The sequence below is a fragment of the Aeromonas aquatilis genome (assembly GCF_054052405.1).
On sequence record NZ_JBSTYP010000106.1, the window covers coordinates 1 to 6,842 of the forward strand.

Genomic DNA, 6,842 nt, shown 5'->3' on the forward strand with positions numbered 1-6,842 from the left:
TGTTGAAAGGCTGGGGTATCCATGATGGTAGACCTCAAGGTGATGGCCTACTTCAAGATTAGCCTTTCAACACGTAATTGGGACAGAGCCAAAAAAAAGCAGTGGCATTGATATCACCCCAACTAGAACGGAAAGCAATGCAGCCAAAAAAGACAGGAAAATATCACTAAGTATAGAATTGCTTCCACTTGCACCGCCTACCGTAAATAGCATTACAGCATAATATGCAATAATATTCCTTTTTGAGAAAACATCCGTGTTCTTATAGCTTTGGCTTTGGCTTTGGCTTTGGCTTTGGCTTTGGCTTTGGCTTTGGCTTGGTGAGTTCACTTGTGCGCGATCACCATTAATTGGTGAGGTACTTTTAGGTTCACCTGGGCTGGTTTCAATGTACTCCCTAGTGGTTTTTTATATGTATTTTTACCAGCATAATCCTTTTGCGGCTCCACTTAGCATCTCCATCATAAAATGGAATAGGGTTTAACAGCCCTGCTTAGCCGATGCTGCTCGACGTGCTCTAACAGACTATCCCACTCTTCCTGCAAAGTTGAGTACAGCAATTGACCGCTGGTGCTCCAAAGATCTGGGGATGCCTTAATGGTTTCCCAGATCCGGAGCTCGTCGTAATCTAGGAGATCAGGGCGCGCCATAGCAAGATTAGCCAAACGAACCGACTCATCGGTTGACCATAACCTATCAATCACCTCCAAAAAGCTTTCTCCGCGCTCGATATCGAAGATAGCTTCAGCACCGGCGCGTTCAACTGCCCACTCAATCACTCCTGTAATCGTCCGCTTTTGATGTCTCGCCATTAGATCAATCAGGTACTTAGAGCGCGGATCTAGCCTCAATGAGAGGTTAACGCTAGTGGTGTTCTTCTTTGATTTCTTCTCGATAGCCATAACTGGTCCTAATGTGCTGATTGGGATAGTCATCAGCATTTTTCAATGGCTGCAAGTATTTACCATGCAGCGCAGGAGAGTCAAAGCGCTTCGTTTCACATGCGGTATATAAAAATCATTGCATGCGCCAATTTGTTGGATTATCTTCATCATGTCGAAACAACGAAAAGAGAGGGAGAGGATGGCAAGTGAGAAGAAAAAACCAATACAGATACGCATGACCCCTGCGATGATCGCTGAGTATGGCGAGAATGCGGACCAGCATTTCAGGACGTTGTCCGCAGAGGTGATGTACCGGTTAGCAGTACTGGATGCGCTGGTAAAGCGGGGAGAGGTAAACCTGAATGAGTTCAAGTTCTAGCAGAAATAGTTCGGCCCCAGCGGAGGCAACCGCTAAGGCCGAGGAATGTAAACCAAGCACACAAATGATTGGAGTTACAGTATGACTATACAACAACAGTATCAGCAAACCAACGTTTTGGTAGGGCCGCTTAATGGCGGCGATATCACCATGACCAGCTTGGAGATTGCCGATCTGGTCAATAAACGCCACGACAACGTGAAGCGCACCATTGAGGCCTTGGTAGAAAAGGGAGTAATCCAGCATCCTCAAATTGAGGATTGTGGAAAAATCAATGGGTTAGGGTTAAAGCAGACTCGTTCCGTCTTTATATTTGGCGGCAAGCAGGGTAAGCGTGATTCGCTGATCGTGGTCGCCCAGCTGTGCCCTGAGTTCACCGCCCGTATCGTGGATCGCTGGCAGGAGCTGGAGGAGGCCGTCACGACCGTCGTTGATCCGATGGTTGTCCTGAATGATCCGGCATCCATGCGGGGGCTGCTGCTGAGCTATACCGAGAAGGTGTTGGTGCTGGAAGAGCAGGTCGAGGGCATGAAGCCTAAGGTGGAGGCGCTGGATCTTATCGCCACTGCCGATGGTTCACTGAACCTGACAGAGGCGGCTAAGGCCCTGCAACAGCAGCCCAAGAAGTTCAATCAGCACCTGAGCAGCCAGCACTGGATCTACAAGCGCGCCGGTGGCAGGCATTGGCTTGGCTATCAGGACAAGGTTCAGCAGGGTTTGCTCGAGCACAAAGTGACAACGGTAACGCTGCCTGATGGGAATGAGCGTTTGTGTGAGCAGGTACGCATTACCCCAAAGGGGCTGGCCAAGCTTGCCCAGCAATTCTGTGTTGGGGGTGTGCAATGAGCGCAGAGCAACTGCAGGCTGAGTTATCTGTGCTGCTGGAGCGGTTGGATGGGATTGACCTGACTCGGCAGGATCGGGATAGTTTGGTTAAAACTATCCAGAGGATGATGCCGATAGTTCGACTGCCGGTTGAATATTACTCTCTCCAGCGTTAGCATCTCCCCATAGTCGGCCAGTCTGTTTATTGGCCAGCACTCCCCAATTCAAGCCCTGACCGGTTCGCCGGTCGGGGCTTTTCTTTTGCCAAAAAGCCGAGGACACCATGGATAAGCCTGGACTGCGTGACGCCCTGCCACAGCCTCAATCATCCGATACCCGTACTGACCCGTTTTGGAGCAACCTCGATAGCAGCCTGTCAGCTGCTGCTGCCCCATCCGCAGCCCAACCCCCTAAGCGCGACCTCGATGTTGGCCTGGGCGATCTTGCCCGTGGTGTTGGTGCCGGCGCGCTGGATCTGGTCGGCGGGATCGGTGAGTTGGCTGGCCAGGCCAGCGAGTTTGGCAAGGAGAATGCGGGCAAGCAGGGGAGCGACTACCTGGAGCAAGCGCGAGCCAACATGGCCAGCAAGCTCAGCCCCGTACTGGATTTTGTGGCTGGCGCTGGGGATCTGGCCAAGTCGGGGGCAGGATCTCTGACAGAAGGCATGAGCCCGGATGCTAAGGAGGCCATCAACCGCCGTTTGATCGATGAGACTCCAGAGGGGCGCCTAACCATGGGGGATGGCGCGGGCGATATCGATGTCTGGGCCATGAAGATGGCGCAAGGCGTTGGCTCTTTGGTGCCGACCCTGCTGGCCGGTGGCGTGACCGGTGTTGCAGCCAAGGCCAGCATTGGACGGGCGGTGACGGCATCGATGGTCAAACGTGGCGCCACGCAGCAGGTGGCCGAGGCAGTAGCAGCCAAGACCATCTCCAAGCTTGCCACTGGTGCGGCTATCACTACGGGGGCAACAGGTTCGGTCGGCAGTGCTGGGGTGAATACCAAAGAAGCGGTACTCGGTATGAGTTATGACGAGCTCGCGGCCAGTGACACCTTCCGCCAGTTCTTCACCCGCATCGACCAGGATCAGCAGACACAACACCTATCCGATGATGAAAAGCTGGCGCTGGCCCGAGAAGAAACGGCCAACCTTGCCAGCCGCGCCACCATGAGCGACGCCAAGACCTGGGGCGCCGCAGCCATGGGCTCCATGATGGGCGATGCCATGTTGTTCAAGATGCTGGCAGGCAAGGTGGCTGCGGGTGGCATGCTAAAAGGCGCTGCCAAGGGTGCGGTGGGTGAGGGCGTTGGTGAGACCCTTGAAGAGGGCGTTCAGCAATATGCGGTGAACGAATCCCTCAACGAAGTGGCTGCGGCCGACATCGACCCGATGAAAGGGGTGGTATCGAGTGCGCTGGAAGGTGGTCTTATCGGTATGGGCACGGGTGGCGCTGTCGGTGCTGCTGGCGGCCTGCGCGGCGGCAAGCAGCAGGTTGATAGTGAGAACGGGCAAGCAGGGTCAGACCCTGCTGTCGATGGGGCGCCCGTTGATCTGGGCGAGCAGGAGCAGACTGACCCGGCAGCCGCGCCTGTTGGACCTGATCTGGCCGCAGCAGTGGATGCCATGGCAGAGCCTGTGACGCCTGCAGGTGAGCAATCACCGCTCGGCCCAAGCCAAAGCCAGTTTGATGAAGTGAGGGATGTGCCTGCCGATCTGCGTCAGGATGATACCGCCGAGCGCTTCAGGGGGATGGCTGAGGATACGGAGGTTCAGCGCGCCTTGTCTGGTGAGTTCGGCCCGTCGGTGCAAGAGTTGGTTGCCGCCCAGATCAACAGGGGGGAGCAGGGACCAAGCCTCTATGAACAGGCTCAGTCTGGCGCACTTGGGGTGGATCCGTTCGCTGGCAACAAAACTGCCTCACAGGTTGCTGCAGAGGGGCGTAAACCGAAAGCGCTGAGAGCGCCAACCGAGCAAGAGCGCGAGATTGATGGGTATCGGCAGACGGCCGAGCAGAAGCAAAAAGAGAGCTTGGCTCAACGTGAGGCGTTACAGGGTGCCACGTTTGAGCCTGGCGTCGAGTCGCAGTACGCTGCGGCGGCAGCCACACAGGTTCGTGATCAAGCGATCACTCGGGCTGGGAGCGAGACCGATTCTATCTTTGGCCCACTTCAATCCTTACGCATTACCCGTAAAGGCAAGCCGTTTGCCAGTGAGAAAGAGGCTGCAATGGCCAGCCGCAAAGGCAAGGAGACCCCGGTGCCGCTTAATGGTGGTGGCTTTGGGGTGGCCGAGATTGTCGAAGTTGAGCAAGTAAGAACCGCGCAACACAACGATCCCCATCCCAGCCAACCACAAGCAGAGGTGAGCAATGAGCCCGTTACCCCAATACCTTCAATCAGCAGTGAGCGACAAGGTGATCAGCCTGGAGCAGGCCAACCAGCTGCAGCAGGTTCTGAGCCAACCCTTGCCGAACTCACCGACCGAACTGGAGCCGGAGATCCGCCAGATTTCGTTGCTGCTCTACCTACACCAGATGGACCATCTCTTGATGACCCGACACTAACAGCCCCGGCCACTGATGCCGGGGTTGCTGTTTCTGGGGCTGACACTCCGGTAGCTCAGCCTCAGCCCTGGCGTGAGGCCATTGATAACCCTGACGGCACGATCACCCTGAAAGGTGATCTGTCGGTGATCAAACGCTGGGCCAAGGATACCGGTGTGAAGGTGATCCCAGGCAAAGGTGGGTTGGTTGTGGCCACGTCTTCGGCCGCCAAGGTGCGAGAGTTTGCCAAGCCTGCCGCCCGTGAGCCGGTGCAACAGATTGAAGCTGCTCGCGTCGAGGTGGCGTCAGCGCCTACCGACGCGCAGAAAGAGGCCGGCAACTACAAGAAGGGTCATCTCACGCTGCAAGGGCTGGATATCACACTCGAGAACCCCAAGGGCTCCACCCGCTCCGGTACCGATCAGGATGGCAAGGCGTGGCAATCGACCATGGCCCACGACTACGGCTACATCAAGCGCACGCTCGGCGCTGATGGTGATCACGTCGATGTGTTCATTGGTGATCAGCTAGATAGCGAGATGGTCTATGTGGTGGATCAGGTAGACCCCAAGACCGGCAAGTTTGACGAGCATAAGGTGCTGATGGGCTTTGCTGATGAGCAGGCCGCCCGGGATGGCTACCTTGCCAACTATGAAAAGGACTGGAAGGGACTGGGCGCCATCAAGGCTATGCCGATCGCAGCGTTTAAGCGTTGGCTCAGTGACGGTGATACTACTAAGCCTGTGGTTGCAGGCAAGGCCGAGCCACAGAGCAAGATCGCAGATTTTGGCGAGAAGATTGGGGGGGCTCGCAAGGATACCTGGACGGCGTACCGCGACACCGTCGAAGGGGAGACCGCTGAGCAGATCAAGGCATTGCCTCTCTCCAAGGCGTGGCCGGCACCAGACTACGACAAGCTGATTGAGTCTGGAATGGACCGCCACGCGGTTGCCATTGCCAGGGCCGCTCGCGACGCTATCCCCGCCAAGCCTCGCGTCAGTTATAAGGTCGGTAATTGGGCGCAGGCGGTGAAGTCGCTGCGCGACCTGTCCCTTGGCCTGATGGATGGCACCCTTGATGCTGATGCGGCAAAGCGCGTGATCTCGAGCAGCGGTCTGCGCAGTGCCCATGCGATTCAGCACCGAGCAGACCTCTATGTGGCGGTCGGTCACCAACGAAGTCTGGCCGATCTCTCCCTCAGTCTGGGAAGTTACAGCCTCTATGAAGGGGTGAAGTACAACCCACCCAAGGGTATTTGGACCCTGAGCCGAGAGAGCAAGTCGAGTGTCTTAGGCAACTGGCCGCGGATTATCGCGTCAGGGTCGAGTAAGGCTGAGGTGATTGCTGCGTTCAAAGATCGCTATGACCAATTGACGCAAACGGGTAGTAAACCCAAAGCCATCTCATTTGCCATCTACAGCCGCCGTAATGGCCAAGGTTGGATCGTCGGTAAGAAAGTGGGCCGTAACCACCTGGACCTGACAGAGGCATTCGATAACGTCAGTGATGCCAGACAGTACCGGGATAACCACTATGACGAGCTGGTCAGCAAGCTGGAAAAGGCCAAGGAGATCCCGCATGAGCGCCGTGACATCAACCAGCCTCGTGTGGGGGAGGACATGCGGGGCGGGGCCGATGTTACTCCTGAACTGTTTGGGCAAGCATTCGGATTTCGCGGCGTTGAGTTCGGTAACTGGGTGGAGCAGGGCCGCCGTCAGCGGGACTTGAACAATGCCTACGATGCGTTGATGGATATGGCGGCGGTGCTGGGGATCTCCCCCAAGGCGCTGTCACTCAATGGTGAGCTGGGACTGGCGTTCGGTGCCAGGGGATCGGGTGGGGTAAACCCGGCTGCTGCTCACTATGAGCACGGCAAGGTGGTGATCAATCTCACCAAGATGAATGGGGCCGGTTCGTTAGGCCATGAATGGTGGCATGCGCTTGATGGCTACTTTGCCAGAACCCGGGGCCAACCAGGCGACATGATGACCGAGGCACTGGATGTCTCTTTGGCGGCCCGGGAGAGCCCATTCGTCCACCGTGGCGCTGTTCGTAAAGAGATGATCGAGGCCTTCGGTGCCGTCAACCGGGCCATTAAGCGCACCGCGCTCAAAGAGCGGTCGCGCAAGCTGGATGACAAGCGTAGCAAAGCGTACTGGACCACCGAGCGGGAGCTGAGCGCCCGGGCGTTTGAGTCATACCTGATAGCCA

Annotated in this window: 4 protein-coding genes; 3 read left to right on the forward strand and 1 reads right to left on the reverse strand. The window is 56.5% G+C overall.

Going from position 1 to position 6,842, the window contains the following annotated elements:
- Positions 1-461: 461 nt before the first annotated feature.
- Entirely contained in the window at positions 462-902 is a 441-nt protein-coding gene (locus tag ACW5W8_RS23090) for a hypothetical protein (protein WP_498630716.1), read from the reverse strand.
- A gap of 181 nt (positions 903-1,083) precedes the next feature.
- Between ACW5W8_RS23090 and ACW5W8_RS23095 the strand changes: the two genes are divergently transcribed.
- From ACW5W8_RS23095 to ACW5W8_RS23105, 3 genes are all read left to right on the forward strand, one after another.
- Positions 1,084-1,263 carry a hypothetical protein gene (locus ACW5W8_RS23095; protein WP_498630718.1) on the forward strand — a complete coding sequence of 60 codons (180 nt, stop codon included), beginning with the start codon at positions 1,084-1,086 and terminating at the stop codon, positions 1,261-1,263.
- Between the two features lie 150 nt (positions 1,264-1,413).
- Positions 1,414-2,109, forward strand: coding sequence for a phage antirepressor KilAC domain-containing protein (locus ACW5W8_RS23100; protein WP_498630720.1), 696 nt, complete (start codon positions 1,414-1,416; stop codon positions 2,107-2,109).
- A gap of 262 nt (positions 2,110-2,371) precedes the next feature.
- Positions 2,372-6,842, forward strand: a 4,471-nt coding sequence (locus ACW5W8_RS23105; protein ID WP_498630722.1) for an LPD5 domain-containing protein, incomplete at its 3' end; no start/stop codon positions are given.